The organism is Pseudomonas sp. MYb118 (assembly GCF_040947875.1).
Classification (GTDB): Bacteria; Pseudomonadota; Gammaproteobacteria; order Pseudomonadales; family Pseudomonadaceae; genus Aquipseudomonas.
Genome location: NZ_JBFRXN010000002.1, coordinates 2,451,673 through 2,473,036 on the forward strand (window position 1 = coordinate 2,451,673; position 21,364 = coordinate 2,473,036).

General features: G+C 61.6%; 21 protein-coding genes and 1 pseudogene. 11 read left to right on the forward strand and 11 right to left on the reverse strand.

Going from position 1 to position 21,364, the window contains the following annotated elements; all coding sequences use genetic code 11:
* Positions 1-27: 27 nt before the first annotated feature.
* Positions 28-411 carry a hypothetical protein gene (locus ABVN20_RS17010; protein WP_368556874.1) on the reverse strand — a complete coding sequence of 128 codons (384 nt, stop codon included), beginning with the start codon at positions 409-411 and terminating at the stop codon, positions 28-30.
* Positions 412-559: 148 nt separating this feature from the next.
* On the opposite strand from ABVN20_RS17010, the gene ABVN20_RS17015 reads away from it, so the two are divergent.
* Entirely contained in the window at positions 560-757 is a 198-nt protein-coding gene (locus ABVN20_RS17015) for a heavy-metal-associated domain-containing protein (protein ID WP_368556875.1), read from the forward strand.
* Between the two features lie 108 nt (positions 758-865).
* On the forward strand, positions 866-2,062 hold the full coding sequence (locus tag ABVN20_RS17020) for a multidrug effflux MFS transporter (RefSeq protein WP_368556876.1): 1,197 nt from the start codon (positions 866-868) through the stop codon (positions 2,060-2,062).
* 5 nt (positions 2,063-2,067) lie between these two features.
* On the opposite strand, the gene ABVN20_RS17025 is transcribed toward ABVN20_RS17020, so the two are convergent.
* From ABVN20_RS17025 to ABVN20_RS17035, 3 genes are all read right to left on the reverse strand, one after another.
* Positions 2,068-2,241, reverse strand: a complete 174-nt coding sequence (locus ABVN20_RS17025; protein ID WP_368556877.1) for a hypothetical protein — start codon at positions 2,239-2,241, stop codon at positions 2,068-2,070.
* Between the two features lie 134 nt (positions 2,242-2,375).
* Positions 2,376-3,389: a zinc-binding alcohol dehydrogenase family protein gene (locus ABVN20_RS17030; RefSeq protein ID WP_368556878.1), complete on the reverse strand. Its 1,014-nt coding sequence runs from the start codon at positions 3,387-3,389 to the stop codon at positions 2,376-2,378.
* A 30-nt stretch (positions 3,390-3,419) separates the two neighbouring features.
* A complete protein-coding gene (locus ABVN20_RS17035) occupies positions 3,420-3,713 on the reverse strand; it encodes a putative quinol monooxygenase (protein ID WP_368556879.1) in 294 nt (97 codons plus the stop codon).
* Between the two features lie 118 nt (positions 3,714-3,831).
* Here ABVN20_RS17035 and ABVN20_RS17040 point away from each other — a divergent pair, with 118 nt between their 5' ends.
* Positions 3,832-4,761: a LysR family transcriptional regulator gene (locus ABVN20_RS17040; RefSeq protein ID WP_368556880.1), complete on the forward strand. Its 930-nt coding sequence runs from the start codon at positions 3,832-3,834 to the stop codon at positions 4,759-4,761.
* Positions 4,762-5,076: 315 nt separating this feature from the next.
* Positions 5,077-5,811 carry an ArsR/SmtB family transcription factor gene (locus ABVN20_RS17045; protein WP_368556881.1) on the forward strand — a complete coding sequence of 245 codons (735 nt, stop codon included), beginning with the start codon at positions 5,077-5,079 and terminating at the stop codon, positions 5,809-5,811.
* Positions 5,812-5,859: 48 nt separating this feature from the next.
* Here ABVN20_RS17045 and ABVN20_RS17050 read toward each other — a convergent pair whose 3' ends face one another.
* Positions 5,860-6,813: an adenosine deaminase gene (locus ABVN20_RS17050; RefSeq protein ID WP_368556882.1), complete on the reverse strand. Its 954-nt coding sequence runs from the start codon at positions 6,811-6,813 to the stop codon at positions 5,860-5,862.
* A gap of 187 nt (positions 6,814-7,000) precedes the next feature.
* Here ABVN20_RS17050 and ABVN20_RS17055 point away from each other — a divergent pair, with 187 nt between their 5' ends.
* From ABVN20_RS17055 to ABVN20_RS17070, 4 genes are all read left to right on the forward strand, one after another.
* Positions 7,001-7,921: a DUF808 domain-containing protein gene (locus ABVN20_RS17055; RefSeq protein WP_368556883.1), complete on the forward strand. Its 921-nt coding sequence runs from the start codon at positions 7,001-7,003 to the stop codon at positions 7,919-7,921.
* Positions 7,922-8,014: 93 nt separating this feature from the next.
* Positions 8,015-8,521, forward strand: a complete 507-nt coding sequence (locus ABVN20_RS17060) for a sigma-70 family RNA polymerase sigma factor (RefSeq protein WP_368556884.1) — start codon at positions 8,015-8,017, stop codon at positions 8,519-8,521.
* Positions 8,518-9,459, forward strand: a complete 942-nt coding sequence (locus tag ABVN20_RS17065) for a FecR domain-containing protein (RefSeq protein ID WP_368556885.1) — start codon at positions 8,518-8,520, stop codon at positions 9,457-9,459. The genes ABVN20_RS17060 and ABVN20_RS17065 overlap by 4 nt, the downstream gene beginning before the upstream one ends.
* 75 nt (positions 9,460-9,534) lie before the next feature.
* A complete protein-coding gene (locus ABVN20_RS17070) occupies positions 9,535-11,925 on the forward strand; it encodes a TonB-dependent siderophore receptor (protein WP_368556886.1) in 2,391 nt (796 codons plus the stop codon).
* Positions 11,926-12,039: 114 nt separating this feature from the next.
* Here ABVN20_RS17070 and ABVN20_RS17075 read toward each other — a convergent pair whose 3' ends face one another.
* The 3 genes from ABVN20_RS17075 to ABVN20_RS17085 all read right to left on the reverse strand — a co-directional run bounded on the left by ABVN20_RS17075 (position 12,040) and on the right by ABVN20_RS17085 (position 14,742).
* Positions 12,040-13,395 (reverse strand): 8-oxoguanine deaminase, encoded by a 1,356-nt coding sequence (locus tag ABVN20_RS17075; protein ID WP_368556887.1) that lies wholly within the window; start codon positions 13,393-13,395, stop codon positions 12,040-12,042.
* A gap of 284 nt (positions 13,396-13,679) precedes the next feature.
* Entirely contained in the window at positions 13,680-14,366 is a 687-nt protein-coding gene (locus tag ABVN20_RS17080) for an SDR family oxidoreductase (protein ID WP_368556888.1), read from the reverse strand.
* A 25-nt stretch (positions 14,367-14,391) separates the two neighbouring features.
* Positions 14,392-14,742, reverse strand: coding sequence for a MerR family transcriptional regulator (locus ABVN20_RS17085; RefSeq protein WP_368556889.1), 351 nt, complete (start codon positions 14,740-14,742; stop codon positions 14,392-14,394).
* Between the two features lie 84 nt (positions 14,743-14,826).
* On the opposite strand from ABVN20_RS17085, the pseudogene ABVN20_RS17090 reads away from it, so the two are divergent.
* Positions 14,827-15,257, forward strand: a pseudogene (locus tag ABVN20_RS17090) (hypothetical protein).
* Positions 15,258-15,648: 391 nt separating this feature from the next.
* Here ABVN20_RS17090 and ABVN20_RS17095 read toward each other — a convergent pair.
* The 3 genes from ABVN20_RS17095 to ABVN20_RS17105 all read right to left on the reverse strand — a co-directional run bounded on the left by ABVN20_RS17095 (position 15,649) and on the right by ABVN20_RS17105 (position 17,906).
* Positions 15,649-16,230 carry a YigZ family protein gene (locus tag ABVN20_RS17095; protein WP_368556890.1) on the reverse strand — a complete coding sequence of 194 codons (582 nt, stop codon included), beginning with the start codon at positions 16,228-16,230 and terminating at the stop codon, positions 15,649-15,651.
* 7 nt (positions 16,231-16,237) lie between these two features.
* On the reverse strand, positions 16,238-16,888 hold the full coding sequence (locus ABVN20_RS17100; RefSeq protein ID WP_368556891.1) for a TetR/AcrR family transcriptional regulator: 651 nt from the start codon (positions 16,886-16,888) through the stop codon (positions 16,238-16,240).
* Between the two features lie 97 nt (positions 16,889-16,985).
* A complete protein-coding gene (locus ABVN20_RS17105; protein ID WP_368556892.1) occupies positions 16,986-17,906 on the reverse strand; it encodes a LysR family transcriptional regulator in 921 nt (306 codons plus the stop codon).
* A gap of 139 nt (positions 17,907-18,045) precedes the next feature.
* On the opposite strand from ABVN20_RS17105, the gene ABVN20_RS17110 reads away from it, so the two are divergent.
* Entirely contained in the window at positions 18,046-19,395 is a 1,350-nt protein-coding gene (locus ABVN20_RS17110) for an aspartate aminotransferase family protein (RefSeq protein WP_368556893.1), read from the forward strand.
* A gap of 181 nt (positions 19,396-19,576) precedes the next feature.
* The gene (locus ABVN20_RS17115; RefSeq protein ID WP_368556894.1) at positions 19,577-21,070 is read left to right on the forward strand and encodes a CoA-acylating methylmalonate-semialdehyde dehydrogenase; all 1,494 of its coding nucleotides are present in this window, start codon (positions 19,577-19,579) and stop codon (positions 21,068-21,070) included.
* Positions 21,071-21,364: the final 294 nt, after the last annotated feature.

Here is a 21,364-nt window from a genome sequence, read left to right on the forward strand (position 1 = left end):
GCGCCATGTCGCAGATCAATCCCGCTGTCAGTAATCCAGGGCTGCACGCTTGAGGTACATGCCTTCGCGGGTCATCGCGATGCGGTACTTCTGCACGTCCCCGGCCTTGAGCGTGATGTCCTGCGAACCCGGCGCGAGCATGCCTGGGTTGCAGCCCGGCACCTGACCCGGCAGCAGCTTGAGCCGCAGCGAGACATTGCCCGGTGGCAGGTTGAACGAAGTGCTCTGCTCCTGGAACAGCCGGGCCGACAGCTGATCCTGGATGTACACGCCGATTTCGCAACTGGTCGCGACTTCCAGGCGCTCGCGGGAAATGATCAGGACACCGTAGTCCTCACCGGCGGCATTGGCCGAGGGCACGGCGGCGAAAAGACTGAGCAAGCCAAACAGGCTGAAAGCTGACCAGCGCATGGCTGAATCTCCACGATTCGATTCATTGATGGGCGTAGCTTGGCCGAGCGCGGCGACGATTGCCAGCCCGGCAGCGAATGTCAGAACTTGACCTTGCCATGGTGGAAAGGTCGAAACTGTCCGCAACCTCACTCAAAGGAGCTGTTCCATGCAAGTCTTCAATGTTCAGGGCATGTCCTGCGGTCACTGTGTCAAAGCCATTACCCAGGCGTTGCAGGCGGTGGATCCGGCGGCCAGTGTTCGGGTCGATCTGGCGGCGAAGGAAGTGGGGGTCGAGAGTAACCTGACCGCCGAACAGGTGATCGCGGCGATCAGTGAAGAAGGGTATGAAGTGAAAGTTGCTTGAGATCATTGATCCGAGCGTTTTTGATCGTTAGCCAACTATCGGAATATTCAAGGCGCCCCCGCGCAGCTAGAATAGGGGGCCGCAGACCTCAGCCGCACTGGATGCCTGATGAACCTCCGTACCATTCTGATTCTTGGCGCCCTGAGCGCTTTCGGGCCGCTCGCGATCGACTTCTACCTGCCGGCCTTCCCGGCGATGGCGCTGGCATTCGGCACCGATGAGCAACATGTCCAGCTGACGCTGGCGGCCTATTTCCTCGGCCTGTCCATCGGTCAGCTGGCCTACGGTCCGGTGGCGGATCGTTTCGGTCGGCGTATCCCGTTGTTGACCGGCGTCGGCCTGTTCACCCTCGCGTCCCTGGCGTGCGCCTATGCACCGAGCCTGGAATGGCTGATGGCGGCACGTTTCGTCCAGGCCCTCGGTGGCTGCGCGGGGATGGTGATCTCGCGGGCGGTGGTCAGTGACAAGTGCGACGCGGTGGGTTCAGCCAAGGTCTTTTCGCAACTGATGCTGGTCATGGGCCTGGCGCCGATTCTCGCGCCGATGCTGGGTGGCTTGCTGGTCAACACCACGGGCTGGCAGTCGATCTTTCTCGCACTGACCGGGTTCAGCGCGCTCGCGGGCCTGGCCGTGGCACTGGGATTGCCGGAAAGCATGCCGGCGCATCTGCCGCGTCAACCGCTGTCGGGTGCGCTGCGCCAGTACGGCCGCTTGCTGAAAGACCCGATTTACCTCGGCCATGCCCTGACCGGTGGCATCGCCATCGCCGGGATGTTCGCTTACATCGCCGGTTCCCCTTACGTATTCATCAAGCTGTATGGCGTGCCGGCCGAACACTTCGGCTGGTTGTTCGGCACCAACGCGGCGGGTTTCATCCTGGTGGCGCAGGTCAATGCGCGGCTGCTGGCCAAGCGGGGTCCGGCATTCCTGCTGGCGCGTACCGTGTGGATTTATCTGGCGGCGGCCCTGGCCCTGCTGGCCGTCAGTGCATTGCACACCGAGCAACTGTGGCCGTTGCTGGTGCCGCTATTCATCTGCATTTCCAGCCTCGGCTGCATCCTGCCCAACGCCTCGGCCTGTGCCATGACCGGCCAGGGCGCGCGTGCCGGTAGCGCGTCAGCTTTGCTCGGGTGCCTGCAATTCAGCGTCGCCGCCGGAGCGGCGTCGCTGGTGGGAATTCTGTATGACGGCAGCGCCATGCCGATGGCCATGGTCATCAGCCTGTGTGCAATTCTGGTGGTGAGTGCGGCGATGCTCACCCGGCGCCTGCAAAATGCCCGGGCGCTGGCGCAAGCCCAGGTCTGAGGGCGTCAGCCAGCAGCGCGATGCTGCTGGAGGACAGGCATTGGGTGAGGGGCGTGCAAGCGTGCTTCAAGGGTGCGAGTAAACGCGCGGGCTTCGGCTTCACTGCGGAACGTCACCGCAGTTTGGTCCAGGCGGACTTGCCACTGGGACTTGGACAATTCTTTTATCAGGATCTTCATTGCTGACCTCCTCGGTTAAAAGATTGCATCGCAGAGACCACGATTGTAGACCCCCATGCAAGCAAAACCATGACGACGATCAACGTTCAGACTGACGGCGTCGCCCCTGCGGGCGACGCTTGTTTCAACGTGTTTCAGAAGCCTTCCAGCACGATCTTGCCCTTGGCTTTGCCGCTTTCGAGCAGTGCATGGGCACGGCGCAGGTTCGCGGCATTGATCGTTCCGAAGTGCTCGCCGACGGTGGTTTTCAGCGTCCCGGCGTCGATCAGTCCGGCGACCCGGTTGAGCAGTTTGTGTTGCTCGAGCATGTCTGGCGTTTCGAACAGCGAACGGGTGTACATGAACTCCCAGTGCAGCGACAGGCTCTTGCGCTTGAGCTTGGTCACGTCCAGCGCTTTCGGATCGTCGATCAGCGCGAGCTTGCCTTGTGGCGCCAGGGCCTCGACCAACTGATCCAGGTGGTGATCGGTCTGGGTCAGGCTGGCGACGTGGGTCACCTGCGCAACGTCTGCGCGTTTCAGGGCTTCGCTCAATGGCTGGCTGTGATCGACCACCAGGTCGGCGCCCAGTTCACGTACCCAGTCCTGGGTTTGTGGACGAGAAGCGGTGCCGATGACCTTGAGGCCGGTCAACTGGCTGGCCAGTTGGGTCAGGATCGACCCCACGCCACCCGCCGCGCCGACGATCAGCAGGCTCTGGCCTTCATCGGTTTTACCTTCGCGAATCTGCAGGCGTTCGAACAGCAGTTCCCACGCGGTGATGGCGGTCAGCGGCAGGGCGGCGGCTTCGGCGAAACCCAGGGTCTTGGGCATGTGGCCAACGATGCGCTCGTCCACCACGTGCAGCTCGCTGTTGCCGCCGGCGCGGGCGATGGAGCCGGCATAGAACACCTTGTCGCCGGCCTTGAACAATGTCACTTCACTGCCGACCGCCTTGACCACGCCGGCGACGTCCCAGCCCAGCACCTTGGCCGCGCCACCTTCAGGCTGGACGTTCTGGCGCACCTTGGTGTCCACCGGATTGACCGAGATGGCTTTGACTTCCACCAGCAGGTCACGCGGGCCGGCGACCGGCTCTGGCAGTTCGATGTCCTGCAGGGATTTTTCGTCGCTGATCGGCAAAGACGCGTAATAGGCAATGGCTTTCATTGTGGATTCCTGAGTCATGTAAAGAAGGGATCAAACCAGTGCGCGCAGGCGCTTGAGATCGAAGTGTTCGATCAGCTCGCCGGCCGTGGCGCGAAAGTGCTGGATGTGTGCGCTGGCGTCGTGGGCCTGCAACGCTTCATCGCTGCTCCACTGTTCGATCATGTAGAAGGCCAGCGGGTTGGCCAGGTCTTGATGCAGATCGTATTGGCCGCAGCCGGCTTCGGCGCGGGTCGGCTCCAGCAGTGCACGCAGGTGCTGCTCGAGGGCGTCCTGCTGGCCGGCTTTGGCGATCAGTGTGGCAATGGCGGTGAAAGGCTGGGACATGGTCGACTCCAGAAGTGAAGTGATTGCGATGGGACAGATGATTGGCTATTTCTCTGCAAGATAAAACCCGCTAAAAGAGCAGTCTCTTTCAATATTTTTTTGATAATGGGGCTGCGCAATGATGCGTTTTGATGACTTGCAGCTGTTTGTCCGGGCGGCGGACCTGGGCAGTCTGTCGGCGGCCGCGCGGGGTATGGACATGTCCGCAGCGGTGGCCAGCGCGGCATTGAAGCGCATCGAGCAGCAGCTGGGCGCCCGGCTGCTCGCACGTTCGACGCGCAGCCTGCGCTTGACCGCCGAAGGCGAGGGGTTTCTCGAGTATGCCCGGGCGGCACTGAGCAATCTCGACGAAGGCCGCCGCTTGCTGGCCCGTGGTCAGGATCAGGTCAGCGGTGTGTTGCAACTGTCGGCGCCCTCGGATTTTGGCCGCAACCTGTTGTTGCCCTGGCTGGACGAGTTCCAGCGCGAGCATCCGCAACTGACCGTACGGCTGCTGCTGGGCGACCGCATCGCCGACCTGTTCCGCCAGCCGGTGGACATCGCCCTGCGATATGGCGAGCCGGAGGACTCCAGCCTGGTGGCGCTGCCCATCGCCGCACAGAACCGTCGGGTGTTGTGCGCCGCGCCGGGTTACCTGGCCAGGCACGGCGAGCCGCGCCAGCTCGAACAACTGGCGCAGCACAATTGCCTTTTGTACATGCTCGGCAGCCGGGTTCACGACCACTGGAGTTTCCACGACGGCAAGCGCGAAGTCAGCCTGACCGTCAGTGGCGACCGCTTCAGTGACGACGCCGATGTGGTGCGCTTGTGGGCGGTGTCGGGTGCCGGGATTGCCTACAAGTCCTGGCTCGATGTCGCCGCCGATGTGCTGGCCGGACGCTTGAAAGTGTTGATGCCCGAGTTGCTCGGTGAACGTGCACCGCTGAATTTGCTGTGCGCCCATCGCGCACAGTTGAGTAAGCCGGTGAACCTTTTACGGGAAATGCTTGCCAGCCGATGTACTCGTTTGGGCGGTCAATTTCCCGGCTTGGCAGGGGCTGATCATTAGTCGCAGGAAAATAGCGAAATTTCTCTCAGGATCAATCACCACCAATGGTTTCCGGGGGGCAGGAACAGCGGATCAACCCGCTTATACTAGCGCCCGCCTCATGTGCGCACCGTCGAGTTCGCGTGGCGAGTCCGCGTTCGAGGCGGTCAGGCTCTGCGGTCAATCCCCTGCCTTATGCAAGGTCGACGAAGCAGTGCTTGGGTGAGTGGATGGCTTTGCCCGGTTTATGGCGGTTTCCGCGTCTTGGCCGACGACACATTACTGGTCAAGATATCTCTGAGCAGTAGACGAAACGATTCAACAGGGAGTGAATACATGGAACATGCACCTTGCATCAGCCAGATTGCCACATTGCTGTCTGACCCTAAGCGCAGCGCAATGATGTGGGCCTTGATGGACGGCGCGGCGCGGCAGACCGAAGAACTGGCCCTGCTGGCCCGGCTGTCGCCGTCCTCGGCCAGTGCGCACCTTGGGCGTTTGTCCGCCGGGGGACTGTTGAAGGTCGAGACCCGTGGTCGCAAGCGATTCTTCCGCCTGGCCGCACCCGAGGTCGGCGCGGCGATAGAGGCGCTGGCCAGTGCGACGATCGCCAGTACCCCGCGGGACATTCCCGAAGTGTTCAAGCGCAACACCGCGCCTGTCCCGATTCGCCAGACTGCGCCTTCGTCGTTGTTGCGTGCACGCCTGTGTGACGATCACCTGGGCGGCACGCTGGCCGCGGACCTCTACCAGCGCCTGCTGGACGCGGGCTGGATCGAGCAGTTCGATCATCGGGTGTCGATCACGCACAAGGGCGCCACCGAACTGGCGAACCGCGGTGTGTTCGTCCAGGCATTGGCGCACAGCACCAGCAAGGCGGCCTGTGCGTGTCCCGACTGGAGTGAAAGACGACCGCACATGGGTGGCTCGCTCGGTGCGGCGCTGTTGCAGTTGTTCATGCAGTCCGGCTGGCTGAGCCTGCCGAATGATTCACGCGCCCTGCACATCACCGCGACCGGTCAGCGTGAAATCCATCGCTTCGCCAAGGATGCCGAGCTGGAGATGGCGTAGATGCTGATCGTTCCCACGCCGAGCGTGGGAACGATCATGTCGGCGAGGTTACGGCTTGACCAACCTTGCATCCAGGCTGTTTTGCGCCAGGCGTTTGGCCTGGTCCTGGGTCATGCCCAGATCGGTGTACAGCGCGTGGAAGTTCTCCGTCACATAGCCACCGAAGTAGGCCGGGTCATCGGAGTTCACGGTGACCTTCACGCCACGCTCGAGCATGTCGAGGATGTTGTGTTGTGACATATGGTCGAACACGCACAGCTTGGTGTTGGACAGCGGGCAGACGGTCAGCGGGATTTGCTCGTCGATGATCCGCTGCATCAGGCGCTCGTCTTCGATGGCGCGTACGCCATGGTCGATCCGCTGGATTTTCAGCAGGTCGAGGGCTTCCCAGATGTACTCCGGCGGGCCTTCCTCGCCAGCGTGGGCGACGGTCAGGAAACCTTCGTCACGGGCACGGTCGAACACGCGCTTGAACTTGCTCGGCGGGTGGCCCATTTCCGAACTGTCGAGGCCGACGGCGACGAATGCATCGCGAAACGGCAGCGCCTGGTCGAGGGTTTTCTGTGCTTCGTCTTCGCTCAGGTGGCGCAGGAAACTCAGGATCAGGCCACTGGTGATGCCCAGTTGCTGTTCGCCATCTTTCAGCGCGGCAGCAATGCCGTTGAGGACCACCTCGAAAGGGATGCCACGGTCGGTGTGGGTCTGCGGGTCGAAGAACGGTTCGGTGTGAATCACGTTCTGTGCCTTGCAGCGCAGCAGGTACGCCCAGGTCAGGTCGTAGAAGTCCTGCGAGGTGCGCAACACGTCGGCGCCCTGGTAGTACAGGTCGAGGAATTCTTGCAGGTTGTTGAAGGCATAGGCCTTGCGCAGGGTGTCGACGTCGCTCCACGGCAGCGCGATCTTGTTGCGTTCGGCCAGGGCGAACAGCAGCTCAGGCTCCAGCGAACCTTCGAGGTGCAGGTGGAGTTCTGCCTTGGGCAGGGCGTTCAGCCAATCGTACATTGTTGAAATCTCATCAGGTGCAATGCTGGCATTCTACAGATGCTCGCGGAATAAATCGGCAAAACCTGACCGGGTGGTTCATTCAACCGCCTCATGCTTTCGCCGACAGGCTTCGCTGCCCGACGAAACGTTAACCGCCTGGCGCAGTCAGTAGCTCATTGCATTCGCCCCCCCAGAAGGAATCCCCATGGCCGGTAGCAGCCTGTTTGCCTTATTGGATGATATCGCCACCTTGCTGGACGACATTTCCCTGATGAGCAAGGTGGCCGCGAAAAAATCGGCGACAGTCCTCAGTGATGACCTGGCCGTCAACGCCGAGCAAGTCATCGGCATGAAGGCGGATCGCGAGTTGCCGGTGGTGTGGGCGGTGTTCAAGGGTTCCTTGAAGAACAAGGCGATCCTGGTGCCCTGCGCGCTGATGCTCAATGCATTACTACCGGCGGCGGTGCATTGGTTGCTCATGGCCGGTGGTGCGTACCTGTGCTACGAAGGCTTCGAGGCAATACGCGAGAAGCTTGGCCGCGAGCCACAGAATGCCGATGGCCGCCCGAGGAAAAACAAACCCCGAAGCCCCGAAGAAATGGCCGCCCATGAAAAGCGCAAGGTCGCCGGGGCAATCCGCACCGATTTCATCCTGAGCGCCGAGATCATCGTCATCACCTTGAACATCGTGGCTCAGGCGCCCTTGATGCAGCAGATCCTCACGCTGGTGGTCATTGCAATCGTCATGACTGTTGGGGTGTATGGACTGGTCGCCGCGATCGTGCGGATGGACGATGCCGGGCTGGTGCTGGCCAGGTCCGCGTCCACGGGCGCCTGGGGGACTTTTGTGCGCAAGCTCGGCAGCGGGCTGGTCTCGGCCGCGCCATGGCTGATGAAAGCATTGTCGTGGATCGGCACGCTGGCCATGTTCCTGGTCGGCGGTGCCTTCGTCACCGAGGGCATCACGCCGCTGGTGCATTTCGTCGACGGACTGGTGGAGGGCGCCGGCGGCTGGAAAACCCTCGCCGAGCTGGGCATTCACTGCGTTGTCGGTGCCCTGGTCGGCATGGTCGCTGCGCTGGTGGTGAACACCGTCGGCAAATTGTTGGGGAAAACCTCGAGCTAGAGCGTTGGCGCCGCGAATGTTTGTAATTGCCTACGGGGCAGGCTTTTGCATAAAATGAGAATTATTCTCAAATTATCCTCCGACTGATCGCCGATGCCTGATTCGCCAGATGTGCAACAGCTCTACCGCAGCCATCACTCATGGCTGGTGGGTTGGCTGTTCCGTCAGGTCCAGAGTCGCTGCGATGCGGCCGACCTCAGCCAGGAAACCTTCCTGCGTTTGTTGACCGGCAGTGTCGCGGCTCAGGATTTGCGTGAGCCCCGTGCCTACCTGTCGACCATCGCCCGACGCCTGATGCTCAACCTTTACCGCCGACGTTCCCTGGAGCGCGCGTACCTTGAGGCGTTGGCCACCGTCCCGCCGGAAGAGGTGCCCTCTGCGGAGCACCATGCGGCGGTGCTGGAAGCCTTGAACGCGGTGGATGCGTTGCTGTGCGGTTTGCCCGAAAAGGTCCGGCGCGCCTTTCTGCTGGCGCAACTGGAAGGCTACACCCAGGAGCAGATCGCCGAAGTCATGGGCGTCACGGTGCGTTCGGTGCATCGTTATCTGTCACGGGCGCTGGAGGAATGTATTGTCATGGCCTCGCGGGAGCTCGTATGAATAGCCCATCGGTGTCACGTCCTGTCGCCCGGATCGCCGCACAGTGGTTCCTTCGCTTGCAATATGCGCAGCCGAGCGAAGAAGAGCGCCGGGCTTTCGAACAGTGGCGAGCCGCGAGCGAGGAAAACGAACGCGCCTGGTTGCTCGCGGCGCAAGTCACCCATCAACTCAAGACGCTGCCGCGCAGCCTGTCGCGCGACGTGTTGCAACGGCCAGCCATGGTCAGCCGACGCACAGCGCTTGGAGCGCTGTCGTCGCTGATCGTCCTGGGTTCCCTGGGCCTGGGGTTGCCTCGTACTCAAACCTACGGCGCGTTGACCGCAGACCTGCGCACCGGCGTCGGTGAGGTGCGGCACATCAAACTGGCCGATGGCAGCGTGATCAGCCTGAACACCGACAGTGCAGTCGATATCCAGTACAGCGACACCCAGCGCCGTTTGATCTTGCGCAAGGGCGAACTGTTCGTCGCGACGGCGAGCGATCAGCGGCCCATGGTCGTCGACTCGTCCTTTGGAACATTTACGCCCCAAGGCACGCGGTTCTCTGTCCGCCAGTTCGATGACCACGATCTGTTGCAAATCGCGCAGGGCAGCGTGATTGCCGCCGTGCAGGGGGCTGCGGACATCCATCTGCTGGTTGCCGCCGGTGGCCAGGCGCGGGTGAGCGGGACGAGTGTCGTGCCACTGAGCGCAGCACCGTCAGTCGATTGGGTGAACGGCGTGCTGCGGGTCAACCGCATGCGCCTTGCCGATGTCATCAAGGAGCTTGGACGCTACCGTTCCGGCTGGTTGCGCTGTGCCGACGAGGTGGCCGACCTGCAGATTTCGGGCGCCTTCCAACTCAATGACATTGATGCCGCCCTGTCCGCCCTGGCGTTGAGCTTCCCCGTGCAGGTGCGCTATGTGACGAACTATTGGGTGACCGTTGTACCCGCCTGAAAAAAATTGTCCGGTTTTGCCGTGGTCGGGTGACCTCTTCCTGATTCCCTTCAATTTGTAATCAGGACCGTTCCCATGACTCGCCGATTATTTTCGCCATCCCCTCTTCATGTCGTCCGGCTCGCCCGTGCCCTGGGTACGCCGATGCTGGCTGGCGCGGGCGCCCTTTGCGCGCCGGAAACTTTCGCCGAGCAGAGCAAACGCTACAGCGTCGCGGCGGGTCCCCTGGCTGAGGTGCTGGGCGAGTTCGCGGCAGGGGCCGGTGTCACGCTGCCAGTCGATACCGCCCTGACCGAGGGGCTTTCGAGCCCCGGTCTCGAAGGGGAGTGGAGCACCGCGCAAGGTTTCGAGCAGTTGTTGCGCGGCAGTGGCCTGGAAGCGGTCCGCCACGGCAATGGCACGTGGATCCTGAAACGCCGGCCGACGGGTTCCGCGCTGCAACTGGACAGTGTGCAGATCAACGGCCTGCATCAGGAGCAATCCTTGGCCGTCGGCCTCACCGAGGGTTACCGGGTCTCGCGCAGTGCCGTGGGCACCAAGACCGAAACGGCCCTGCGTGACATTCCGCAGTCGATCCAGGTCGTGCCGCGACAAGTCCTGGAAGATCAGCAAGCGACCAGCCTGGCGGATGCGGTCAGTAACGTCAGCAGTATCCAGCGCGGCAACACCCACGGAGGCACCGTGGAAAGCTTCTTCATCCGCGGGTTTCAGGCGACGACCTACGCGGTCGATGGCGTGTTGACCAACTCATTGGTGGTACGACCGGAGATCCTGACGGATCTGGTCAACGTCGAGCGGGTCGAGGTGCTCAAGGGCCCGGCCTCCGTGTTGTACGGGCGGGGCAACCCCGGCGGCCTGATCAACGTCGTCACCCGCCGCCCGTCTTTCGTTCCCGAGGGACAGGTCAAGCTCCAGGCCGGCTCCTACGATTATCAGCGCGGCCAGGCCTGGGTCAGCGGACCGTTGAGTGAGGACTTCGGCCTGGCCGGCAGCCTGGCCATGGCCTATCAGACCAAGGGCAGCTTCCGCGAGCATTACCGCGATACTCATCGCCGGCATGTGGCGCCGACGCTGTTCTGGGCGCCGACGGACGCCACCCGGGTTGAAATGGGCATTGAGTACACCGAGACCGACAGCCCCTATGACCGTGGCCTGCAAGTAGTCGACGGGCGTATCGACAGCCGTCACCGGGTGTTCCTCGATGAGCCATGGTCCCATGCCAGCAGCACCAAGGAGGCCACCTGGTTCAAGGTCGAGCACGACGCGAACGACTGGTTGACCTTGCGCCAGGTGACACGCTGGGATCACTCCACCAAGGATATGCTCAACGTTTCGCAACGCACGCTCCAGGCCGATGGCCGCACCATCACACGGCGTGCCACCGATTTTGACGAAAAGCAGTATTCCCTGAGTAGCCAGTACGAAGCCCTGATGCGTTTCTCCACCGGCGGCTTGCAACACCAGGCGCTGGTGGGCGTGGAGGCGGTCAACGGCAAACGCAGCGTGACCATGCTGCGGGCCAACCTGGCGCCGATTGATTACTACCGCCCGGTGACGGGTGCGCAGCCGGGCCCCTTTGGCTTTGGCGAGGATTCGCGCTTCGAGCAGTCGAGCTACGGGGTTTACCTGCAAGATCAGATTGATCTGAACGAACAATGGAAACTGCTGCTGGGCGTTCGCTGGGACAAGGTTGATCAACGTAATCGCAACTACACGGCGACGGGTTCCTACAGCGACATCGACATTGATCCTTCGGACACTTCGCCTCGGGCCGGTGTCGTCTACCAACCCACGCCGAACCTGTCGCTCTACGCCAGTTACAGCACGTCGTTTTCGCCGCAGAACAAACTCACCCGCGATGGCACGGTGCTCGATCCGGAAACGGGCGAACAGTATGAAATCGGCATGAAGTACGACCTCATCCCCGATCAACTCACCGGCACGCTGTCGGCGTTCGAAATCACCCGGGACAACCTCGCGACCAGCGATCCGTTCGACACCAGTTATTCGATCCAGACCGGCCAGCAGCGGGTGCGCGGTGTGGAGCTGGACGTGAGCGGGAACATCCGGGAGGGCTGGAACGTCATCGGCAACATCGCGTTGCTCGATGCCAAACTGGTCAAGGACAGCCGGCTGGAAGAGGGGGCGCGGCTGGAAGGTGTGCCCATCGTCAGTGGCTCGCTGTGGTCGACCTATCAACTTCAGGAAGGTGACCTGCGCGGACTGGGTTTTGGCGGCGGCGTGTTTTTCGCCGGGAAACGCTACGGGGATCTGGCCAACAGCTACAGCGCCAGCGGCTATGCGCGGACCGACCTGACGGTGTTCTACGACCTGAACAAAAATGTGCGGTTGTCACTCAATGCGCGAAACATCTTCGATCGCGACTACATCGAAACCGTTGCCAGCGCCGGAAACTATGCAGGTGAGCCGGCATCGGTGGTGGCGAGTGTGTCGGCGGGGTTCTGACCCCGCCGCACAAAACCTGTAGGAGCGAGCTTGCTCGCGATAGCGGTGTGTCAGCCACAATGAATGTGCCTGTTACACCGCATCGCGAGCAAGCTCGCTCCTACAGGGGGCAGATCAACCAGCGATCAACTGCCGTGCCGCCTGGCTGTGATCGGCGATCAAGCCTTTGAGGTCCAGCCCCTCGACCTGCCCGTCGATCACTCGCCACTGACCGCCGACCATCACCCGATCCGCCCGGTCCGCGCCGCACAACAGCAGCGCCGACACCGGATCATGACTGCCGGAGAAACGCAGCTCATCGAGCTTGAACAGCGCCAGGTCAGCCTGTTTGCCCACCGCCAGTTCGCCAATGTCGCTGCGCCCGAGCAACTGCGCCGAGCCCTTGGTCGCCCAGCCCAGGACGCGCTCCGGGGTGATCTTCTCGGCGCCGTAGCGCAGGCGCTGGATGTACAGCGCCTGCCGCGCTTCGAGGATCATGTTCGACGAATCGTTGGACGCCGAGCCATCCACGCCCAGGCCCAGCGGCGCCCCGGCGTCGGTCAGTTCGATGCTCGGGCAGATGCCGGACGCCAGGCGCATGTTCGAACTCGGGCAGTGGCAAATACCGGTGCCGGCGGCGCCCAGGCGCGCGATTTCATCGGCGTTGAAATGGATGCCGTGGGCCAGCCAGGTACGCGGGCCGAGCCAGCCGACGCTGTCAAGGTAATCCACCGTGCGCAGGCCAAAGCGTTGCAGGCAGAAGTCTTCTTCATCGAGGGTTTCCGCCAGGTGCGTGTGCAGGCGCACATCGAGCTTGTTCGCCAGCTCCGCACTGGCCGACATGATGTCCTGGGTCACCGAGAACGGCGAGCAGGGCGCCAGGGCGATCTGGATCTGCGCGCCGTCGCCACGTTCGTGGTACTCGGCAATCAGGCGCTGGCTGTCATCGAGAATCACCTGGCCTTCCTGCACGGTCTGCTGCGGGGGCAGGCCGCCGTCCTTCTCGCCCAGGCTCATGGAACCGCGCGTCAACATGGCGCGCATGCCGAGTTCGCGCACGCTCTGGACCTGCACGTCGATGGCATTTTCCAGGCCATCCGGAAACAGGTAGTGGTGATCGGCGGCCGTGGTGCAGCCGGACAGCAGCAGCTCGGCCAGCGCGACTTTGGTGGCGAGGGCGAGTTTTTCCGGGGTGAGGCGTGCCCACACCGGGTACAGGGTTTTCAGCCACGGAAACAATGGCTGGTTGACCACCGGCGCCCAGGCGCGGGTGAGGGTTTGATAGAAATGGTGATGGGTGTTGATCAGGCCGGGGAGGATCACATGCTCGCGGGCATCGAACACTTGTCCACAGGGTGCGGCCGGCTGCTGGCCAGCGGCGAGCACTTCGACGATCACACCGTCTTGCACGACCAGGCCGCCACGGGCATCGAGGCCATTGGCAGTGAAGATCGAAAGGGGATTTTTTAACCAGGTACGGGTCGCAGGCATGTTGGCCGGCTCCTCTGAAAGTGGGTTCAGGTTAGCCAGCTCAGTGATTACCCTGTCTGCTGATCCAGGGACGCCGCGGGGGCGAAGTGCGCAGTTTCAGACAAAAGCGCGTGGTGGGCAAGTCTCGATCGACCGGCCGGCATTCCTTCGAACTGGAATCGCCAAAACACTGTGGGAGCGAGCCTGCTCGCGATGGCGGAGTGTCAGCTAGCTCAAATGCCTACTGACACTCAGTCATCGCGAGCAGGCTCGCTCCCACATTTGTTAGGGCAGGGCCCTGATGCTTACCAGGGAATAACATCACCCCGGTAATTCACGAAGTGATGCCCACCCTTGCCCACATACGCATTGACCTGATCAACCAGCCCCCGCGTGCTGGTCTCGACATCCAGGTCGGCGCCTTCGCCGCCCATGTCGGTTTTCACCCAGCCCGGGTGCAGCGACAGCACGGTCATTTTCTGCTCGCCCAATTGCGTGACGAAGCTGTTGGTCATGGAGTTCAGGGCGGCCTTGCTCGCCTTGTACAGCGCCAGCTCGGGCGCGTCCGGCATGGTCACGCTGCCCAGTACCGAACTCATGAAGGCCAGTACGCCGGTGTCGGGGCGGATCTGCCCGACGAAGCGCTGCGCCAGGTTGATCGGCGCCACTGCGTTGGTGAAGAACAACTGGCCCACCTCCGCCAGCGTCGCGCCACCCGGCGTTTGCACTTCCGGGCCCTTGACTCCGGCGTTGACGAACAGCAGGTCGAACACCTCGCCCTTGAGCTGCTGGCTCAAGGCAATCACGGCCTGTTGATCATCCATGTCGAGTTTTTCGATCCGCACCTTGCCCAGCGCATTGAGCGCGTCGGCGGCCTGTGGATTACGTACGGTGGCAGTGACTTGCCAGCCATCGGCCAGCAGGGTTTTCACCAGGCCCAGACCCAGGCCCCGGGAGGCGCCGATGATGAGTGCGGTTTTGACCTTGGACATACGTGGGTTCCTTGAAAAGTGACATTCACGGATTTAATGGACAACGCTGGCCGAGCCGTTGTTGCAACTCGCTGCGCAAGGCCGCGAGCTCGTCCATTCGGGTTTCAATCAGTTTGAGCTTGTCCTGCAGCAGTTGCGTGACCGCGCTGTCCGGATCGGGCGACTGCCACAGCGCGGCGACGCTGCTGCCAATCTCGCCCAGAGTAAACCCCAGCCGTTGCGCAGTCTTGATGTACAGCACCAGTTGCACCATTTCTGCCGGGTAATCGCGGTAACCGTTGGCGCTGCGTTGCGCCGCGATCAATCCGCGTTGCTCGTAGAAGCGCAGCGTGTCGCGACTGACCGCGCTGGCCTGGGCTAATTCACCGATGCGCATCCTGACGTCTCGAGAGAGGCTTGACCCTGGAGCATACTCCAGGCTTTAGCCTTATTGCTCCTGCAAATTGATGGAGCAATAAACATGTGGACTGCAACTCAATATCGCCAGCTGGTGCGCACCAGCGCCTGGTACGACCTGATCGTGACGGCGGCGTTTGCCACACCGTGGAGTTTCGCCGCGTTGCATGGCCTGTTGATAACTATCAGCCAGGCCCTCGAACTGCCCGGTGACTTGCCGGCGTTCGCACCGCTGCACCTGCTGATGGCCAATTTGCTGGGGTCGATCGTATGCGTGTGGGCGGTGTTGCGTATTCGTGATCCGCGGGTGGTGTTCGGGCGGTATGACGCGGCAGGGAGGTTCCTGTTTGCGAGCTGGCAGTTGTATGCCCTGGTGCACGGGGCCAGTTCGCTGTTGGTGGTGTTCCTGTTTTTTGAGGTGGTGTGGGGTGTGATGCAGGTGTTGCCTGTTCGGACAAATCGCGAGCAGGCTCGCTCCCACAGGGGCCCTGTTGACGCCGCAATACCTGTAGGAGCGGGCTTGCCCGCGATGGCGCCGGAACAGGCACCGAAAGAACTTGATCAAAAAACAACCAACCCCAAGCAACCCATGCCGGGCATAGAGCCGGACGAGCCATGAACGGGTTATCCACAGATTGCTCCACAGTATTTGTGCGCAATCGCAAAACTCGGGCATAAGCACCCGTCGGCTTTCTTCTAAAGGTGATAAACCGTGCTAACTGATTGTTTTACAGCGAATTTTTATCAATCAATAAAAAATTGAACGAAAAGTGATCAATGCCCGCAAAGCCGCATGACAGAAGGGTTACAGCGGTATGTGCTCAGGTTATCCACAGCCGGGTGCACAGTAGATGTGGGCAATGTTCTGGTTCTAAGCAAGTCGCAATCAGCGCTGCAGCAAAATACGCCCGCGACTCAAATCCGCGAGCTGCCTTTGCAGGGTTTCGATCTGCGCCTCGCCTATCGCCAGTTGCAACTCCACGCCATTGGCGGTGAAGGTTTCCTCCACCACCAGGCCACCCAGTTCCGCCACGCGCAGTTTCACCAGCGTCAGCTCGGCGAATCCGCAGGCACACTGCACGGGCACGCGGCTGATCAGCTCGACTTTCGCCGCTGCCTGCAAGCATTTGTTGGCGCCGCCCCCATACGCCCGGGCGAGGCCGCCGGTGCCCAGTTGAATGCCGCCATACCAGCGGATCACCAGCACCACCACCTGGTCGTAATCCTGCGCTTCGATGGCGGCCAGGATCGGCCGACCCGCGGTGCCGCCGGGTTCGCCGTCATCGGTGCTGCGGTATTGATCGCCGAGCTTCCAGGCCCAGCAGTTGTGCGTGGCATCCAGGTCGCTGTGCTGCTCGATGAACGCGTGGGCTTCGGCAGGGCTGCCGATGGGCGCGGCGAAGGTGATGAAGCGGCTTTTGCGAATCTCTTCGCGGTATTCGCAAAAGTCGCTGAGGGTAAAAGGCATAGGTGTCTTAAATAGTCGGAGTCAGGCCGCAGCCCTTGAGAATGATGCGGATCAGGTTATCGCCGGCCTCTTCCATGTCCTGTTTGGTCAACTTGGTGCGACCGCTGACCCGGCAGATCTGCGTGGCGAAATCCGCGTAATGCTGGGTGCTGCCCCACAGCAGGAAGATCAGGTTGACCGGATCCACCGGGTCCATTTTGCCCGCGTCGATCCACGCCTGGAACACCGCCGCGCGGCCCTGGAACCAGGTGCGGTAATCCTGGTTGAAGTACTCGGTCAGGCATTCGCCGCCGCTGATGACTTCCATGGCGAAGATGCGCGAGGCTTGCGGCTGGCGGCGGGAAAACTCCATTTTGGCGCGGATGTAGCGGGTCAGTGCCTCGGCGGGATCGTCCTCGGCGCTGAGGCTGTTGAAGGTGTCGTCCCACAATTGCAGGATGTTGCTCAGCACCGCCACGTACAACCCCAGCTTATTGGTGAAGTAGTAATGCAGGTTGGCCTTGGGCAATCCGGCATTCAGAGCGATGGTGTTCATGCTCGTGCCTTTGAACCCGTGACGGGCGAACTCGTCTTCGGCGGCTTTGATGATGGTCTCTTCGTTCTTCTGGCGAATACGGCTGGCAGGTTTGCCGCCGTGAGCGGGAACTTCAAAGGTCATGGGCACTTCCGGACAGGTGGGTGGGTGCAAGCAGTGCGTTGATAGCGCACCGACAGGGGATCCGACAAGTCCCGTGGCAATAAAACCTCATGACGGTCTAACGCGTCGCGGCCAGACTCTCCAGAAAACTCTCCAGCACCAGATGCGCCCGGCGGCCCTTGCGGGTGACCGACGCCAGGCTCAGGTCATAAAAGCGCGTCTTGGCTTTCAACGCACGCAACCGACCTTGCTGCACCCACAGGCTGGCGTAATGGTCCGGCAGATAGCCGATGTAGCGCCCGGTCAGGATCAGGAACGCCATGCCTTCACGGTCGGAGGCGCTGGCGGTGCAATTGAGTGCCTGGTAATGCGCCTGGATGTCCGCCGGCAAACGAAACGTCGGGGCGATGGCGTCCTGGCTGTTGAGGCGCTCATCGTCCAGTTGCCGGTCATCGACGTAGAACAGCGGATGACCCACCGCGCAATACAACAGCGAGCGCTCACTGTAGAGCGGCTGATACTCAAGCCCGGACAGCGCACTGGCCTGTGGCACCACGCCCACGTGCAAGCGCCCGTCGAGCACACCTTGTTCGACTTCGTTGGGCGCGATCATGCGAATCTGGATCTGCACGTCCGGCCCGCGCTCCTTCAATTGGGCCAGGGCATGGGTGATGCGCATGTGGGGGAGGGTGACCAGGTTGTCGGTCAGGCCGATGGTCAATTCGCCGCGCAAGTGCTGGTGCAGGCCATTGACCTCGGTGCGGAAACTTTCCAGCGCGCTCAACAATTGCAGGGCCGACTGGTAGACCTCGCGACCTTCCTCGGTCAGCGAGAAACCGGCGCGACCACGCTGGCACAGGCGCAGGCCAAGGCGCTGTTCCAGGTCGCTCATCTGCTGGCTGATCGCCGAGCGCCCGATGCCGAGCACCGATTCGGCGGCGGAAAAACCGCCGCATTCCACCACGCTGCGAAAGATGCGCAACAGGCGGATATCAAAGTCACTGACCTGGGCCAGCGGATCGGGACGGCGGCTGCTCATGGGTGGATCTCTCAAAGTTTAGTAGTAGGCAGACTGAACATTACAAAAGTTGCATTTCACCGACTTTATCGCCGTGGCAATTTAGCTGCAACAACGCTTTTCATCTCAACGCCGCTTATCGCTCTGCGAGGTTTTGCCCATGAATCTGCCTGAAAACGCACCGACTTCCCTGGCCAGCCAGCTCAAGCTCGATGCTCACTGGATGCCTTACACCGCCAACCGCAATTTCCAGCGTGACCCGCGAATCATCGTGGCGGCAGAAGGCAGCTGGCTGGTGGATGACAAGGGCCGCAAGGTCTACGACTCGCTGTCCGGCCTGTGGACTTGCGGCGCCGGGCACACCCGCAAGGAAATCCAGGACGCGGTGACCAAGCAACTGGGCACCCTCGATTACTCGCCAGGCTTCCAGTACGGCCACCCGCTGTCGTTCCAGCTGGCCGAGAAAATCACCGACCTGACCCCGGGCAACCTCAACCACGTGTTCTTCACTGACTCGGGTTCCGAGTGCGCCGATACGGCGGTGAAGATGGTTCGCGCCTACTGGCGCCTCAAGGGCCAGTCGACCAAGACCAAAATGATCGGTCGTGCCCGTGGTTATCACGGCGTGAACATCGCCGGCACCAGCCTTGGCGGCGTGAACGGCAACCGCAAGCTGTTCGGCCAGGCGATGATGGACGTCGACCACCTGCCGCATACCCTGCTGGCGAGCAATGCCTATTCCCGTGGCATGCCGAAAGAAGGTGGCATCGCCCTGGCGGATGAACTGCTCAAGCTGATCGAACTGCACGACGCGTCGAACATCGCCGCGGTGTTCGTCGAGCCATTGGCCGGTTCCGCTGGCGTGCTGGTTCCGCCAGAGGGCTACCTCAAGCGCCTGCGCGAAATCTGCGACCAGCACAACATCCTGCTGGTGTTCGACGAAGTGATCACCGGTTTCGGCCGTACCGGCACCATGTTCGGTGCGACCACCTTCGGCGTGACCCCGGACCTGATGTGCATCGCCAAGCAGGTCACCAACGGCGCGATCCCGATGGGCGCCGTGATTGCCAGCACCGAGATCTACCAGACCTTCATGAACCAGGCGACGCCTGAGTACGCGGTGGAATTCCCCCACGGCTACACCTACTCGGCGCACCCGGTGGCATGCGCCGCTGGCCTGGCAGCCCTCGACCTGCTGCAAAAGGAAAACCTGGTGCAGAGCGTGGCCGACGTCGCGCCGCATTTCGAAAAAGCCCTGCACGGCGTGAAGGGTGCGAAAAATATCATCGACATCCGTAACTACGGCCTGGCCGGTGCGATCCAGATCGCGCCGCGTGATGGCGACGCCATCGTGCGTCCGTTCGAAGCGGGCATGGCGCTGTGGAAAGCTGGCTTCTACGTGCGCTTCGGCGGCGACACCCTGCAGTTCGGCCCAACCTTCAACAGCCAGCCACAAGACCTCGATCGCCTGTTCGACGCGGTCGGCGAAGTGCTGAACAAGATCGACTGATTTTCCTTTTACCTGTAGGAGCGAGCCTTGCTCGCGATGGTCGTCAACGATGACGAGGACTGCCTGGATGGATAAGGCGCCACTACCATCATGTTCGCGAGCAAGCTCGCTCCTACAGTTTCTTCTATATAAGAGGCGCCCTACGACAGGGCGCCTGTGGACAACTTTTCAGGAGCCCCGCATGAGCGTTATTCCGCATTTGATCAACGGCGAACTGGTCACCGAAGAAGGTCGTTCGACCGACGTGTTCAACCCGTCCACCGGCAAGGCAATCCACAAGTTGCCACTGGCCAGCCGCGAAACCATTCAAAAGGCCATCGACGCGGGCAAGGCTGCGTTCCCGGCCTGGCGCAATACCCCACCGGCCAAGCGTGCCCAGGTGATGTTCCGCTTCAAGCAACTGCTGGAGCAGAACGAAGCGCGTATCGCCCAACTGATCAGCGAAGAGCACGGCAAGACCCTGGAAGACGCCGCTGGTGAGCTCAAGCGCGGTATCGAGAACGTCGAGTTCGCCTGCGCTGCGCCGGAAATCCTCAAGGGCGAGTACAGCCGTAACGTCGGCCCGAACATTGATGCCTGGTCGGATTTCCAGCCGCTGGGCGTGGTGGCCGGTATCACCCCGTTCAACTTCCCGGCGATGGTGCCGCTGTGGATGTACCCGCTGGCCATCGTCTGCGGCAACTGCTTCATCCTCAAACCTTCCGAGCGTGATCCAAGCTCGACGTTGCTGATTGCACAACTGCTGCTGGAAGCGGGTCTGCCTAAAGGCGTGCTGAGCGTGGTGCATGGCGACAAGGCCGCCGTGGATGCGCTGATCGAAGCGCCGGAGGTCAAGGCGCTGAGCTTTGTCGGTTCGACGCCGATTGCCGAGTACATCTATGCCGAAGGCACCAAGCGCGGCAAACGCGTGCAGGCACTGGGCGGGGCGAAGAACCACGCGGTGCTGATGCCGGATGCCGACCTGGATAACGCCGTCAGCGCACTGATGGGCGCGGCATACGGTTCCTGCGGCGAGCGTTGCATGGCGATCTCGGTGGCTGTCTGCGTCGGTGACCAGGTGGCGGATGCGCTGGTGGCCAAGCTGGTGCCGCAGATCAAGGCGCTGAAAATCGGTGCCGGCACTTCCTGCGGCCTGGACATGGGGCCTCTGGTGACTGGCCAGGCTCGCGACAAGGTCAGCGGCTATGTCGAAGACGGTGTTGCCGCAGGTGCGAAGCTGGTGGTGGACGGTCGTGGTCTGAGCGTTGCCGGTCATGAGGAAGGTTTCTTCCTGGGTGGCTGCCTGTTCGATAACGTCACCCCAGAGATGCGCATCTATAAAGAAGAGATCTTCGGCCCGGTGCTCTGCATCGTTCGTGTGAACAGCCTGGAAGAGGCCATGCAACTGATCAACGATCACGAGTATGGCAACGGCACCTGCATCTTCACCCGTGACGGTGAAGCGGCGCGGTTGTTCTGTGACGAGATTGAAGTCGGCATGGTCGGTGTCAACGTACCGCTGCCGGTGCCGGTGGCTTATCACAGCTTCGGTGGCTGGAAGCGTTCGCTGTTTGGCGATCTGCATGCCTATGGTCCGGATGGTGTGCGTTTCTACACCCGGCGCAAGGCCATCACCCAGCGCTGGCCACAGCGCGCGAGCCATGAAGCTTCGCAGTTCGCTTTCCCCAGCTTGTAATAAGTAGAAGGGAAGAAGGCCGAGCCCCTTGGGGCTCGGCCTTCGTGTTTTCGGGCTTTTTTGACTCATATGACAGAAATATGAAAATAGGTGTTGACGGCAGATTCTGGAGGTCTATAATTCGCCCCACTTCCGGCGCAGTCGAAACGGAGAACTCCTTGGCAAACAACGAGTTACGCGAATTTCGACAGTGTTCAGCTTCAAGTTATCGAAGCCTGGAAGGAGTCGGTCAGGCGGCAAGTTGTCGCTTGATTGGCGGTTCGGTCTTCTCGATCGAAAGCGGAGAAAAAGAGG

Coding starts and splice junctions, on each gene's coding strand:
- ABVN20_RS17010 (WP_368556874.1), bottom strand. CDS start 411: ATGCGCTGGTCAGCTTTCAGCCTGTTTGGCTTGCTCAGTCTTTTCGCC.
- ABVN20_RS17015 (WP_368556875.1), top strand. CDS start 560: ATGCAAGTCTTCAATGTTCAGGGCATGTCCTGCGGTCACTGTGTCAAA.
- ABVN20_RS17020 (WP_368556876.1), top strand. CDS start 866: ATGAACCTCCGTACCATTCTGATTCTTGGCGCCCTGAGCGCTTTCGGG.
- ABVN20_RS17025 (WP_368556877.1), bottom strand. CDS start 2,241: ATGAAGATCCTGATAAAAGAATTGTCCAAGTCCCAGTGGCAAGTCCGC.
- ABVN20_RS17030 (WP_368556878.1), bottom strand. CDS start 3,389: ATGAAAGCCATTGCCTATTACGCGTCTTTGCCGATCAGCGACGAAAAA.
- ABVN20_RS17035 (WP_368556879.1), bottom strand. CDS start 3,713: ATGTCCCAGCCTTTCACCGCCATTGCCACACTGATCGCCAAAGCCGGC.
- ABVN20_RS17040 (WP_368556880.1), top strand. CDS start 3,832: ATGATGCGTTTTGATGACTTGCAGCTGTTTGTCCGGGCGGCGGACCTG.
- ABVN20_RS17045 (WP_368556881.1), top strand. CDS start 5,077: ATGGAACATGCACCTTGCATCAGCCAGATTGCCACATTGCTGTCTGAC.
- ABVN20_RS17050 (WP_368556882.1), bottom strand. CDS start 6,813: ATGTACGATTGGCTGAACGCCCTGCCCAAGGCAGAACTCCACCTGCAC.
- ABVN20_RS17055 (WP_368556883.1), top strand. CDS start 7,001: ATGGCCGGTAGCAGCCTGTTTGCCTTATTGGATGATATCGCCACCTTG.
- ABVN20_RS17060 (WP_368556884.1), top strand. CDS start 8,015: ATGCCTGATTCGCCAGATGTGCAACAGCTCTACCGCAGCCATCACTCA.
- ABVN20_RS17065 (WP_368556885.1), top strand. CDS start 8,518: ATGAATAGCCCATCGGTGTCACGTCCTGTCGCCCGGATCGCCGCACAG.
- ABVN20_RS17070 (WP_368556886.1), top strand. CDS start 9,535: ATGACTCGCCGATTATTTTCGCCATCCCCTCTTCATGTCGTCCGGCTC.
- ABVN20_RS17075 (WP_368556887.1), bottom strand. CDS start 13,395: ATGCCTGCGACCCGTACCTGGTTAAAAAATCCCCTTTCGATCTTCACT.
- ABVN20_RS17080 (WP_368556888.1), bottom strand. CDS start 14,366: ATGTCCAAGGTCAAAACCGCACTCATCATCGGCGCCTCCCGGGGCCTG.
- ABVN20_RS17085 (WP_368556889.1), bottom strand. CDS start 14,742: ATGCGCATCGGTGAATTAGCCCAGGCCAGCGCGGTCAGTCGCGACACG.
- ABVN20_RS17095 (WP_368556890.1), bottom strand. CDS start 16,230: ATGCCTTTTACCCTCAGCGACTTTTGCGAATACCGCGAAGAGATTCGC.
- ABVN20_RS17100 (WP_368556891.1), bottom strand. CDS start 16,888: ATGACCTTTGAAGTTCCCGCTCACGGCGGCAAACCTGCCAGCCGTATT.
- ABVN20_RS17105 (WP_368556892.1), bottom strand. CDS start 17,906: ATGAGCAGCCGCCGTCCCGATCCGCTGGCCCAGGTCAGTGACTTTGAT.
- ABVN20_RS17110 (WP_368556893.1), top strand. CDS start 18,046: ATGAATCTGCCTGAAAACGCACCGACTTCCCTGGCCAGCCAGCTCAAG.
- ABVN20_RS17115 (WP_368556894.1), top strand. CDS start 19,577: ATGAGCGTTATTCCGCATTTGATCAACGGCGAACTGGTCACCGAAGAA.